This is a genomic window from Pseudarthrobacter phenanthrenivorans (assembly GCF_000813845.1).
In the GTDB taxonomy this organism is placed as follows: Bacteria; Actinomycetota; Actinomycetes; order Actinomycetales; family Micrococcaceae; genus Arthrobacter; species Arthrobacter phenanthrenivorans_B.
On sequence record NZ_JWTB01000075.1, the window covers coordinates 1 to 287 of the forward strand.

The 287-nt window shown below is 62.0% G+C and carries 1 protein-coding gene; it reads right to left on the reverse strand.

Features of this window, described 5'->3' with window-relative positions; genetic code table 11:
- On the reverse strand, window positions 1-213 hold a 213-nt coding region (locus RM50_RS20090; protein WP_043456381.1), incomplete at its 3' end, for a DUF3618 domain-containing protein.
- Window positions 214-287 lie beyond the last annotated feature (74 nt).

Sequence of the window (287 nt, forward strand, 5' to 3'; positions counted from 1 at the left end):
GGTGTAGGTGGTGTTGTGGGTGCGGTTTTCGGGGTGGTCTGCTGCTCCCATGATTTTCTCCTTGACCCCGGTCACGGCGTCCCGGACCTTGTCGGTTTGGCGGTGGACGATGTTGGACGGGGTGACTTTGTCGGCCACGGCGTCGACGTTGGTGCCCAGGCGTGCCCGGGTGGCTTCTATGTCTGCGCGGATGACGTCGGGGTTTTCGCTCATCGGTTTACCTCGCCTGGTTTGAGGGTGGGGGGTATTTCTGAGAGGGTTTCGCCGGTTTGGGGCAGGCCCTTGAT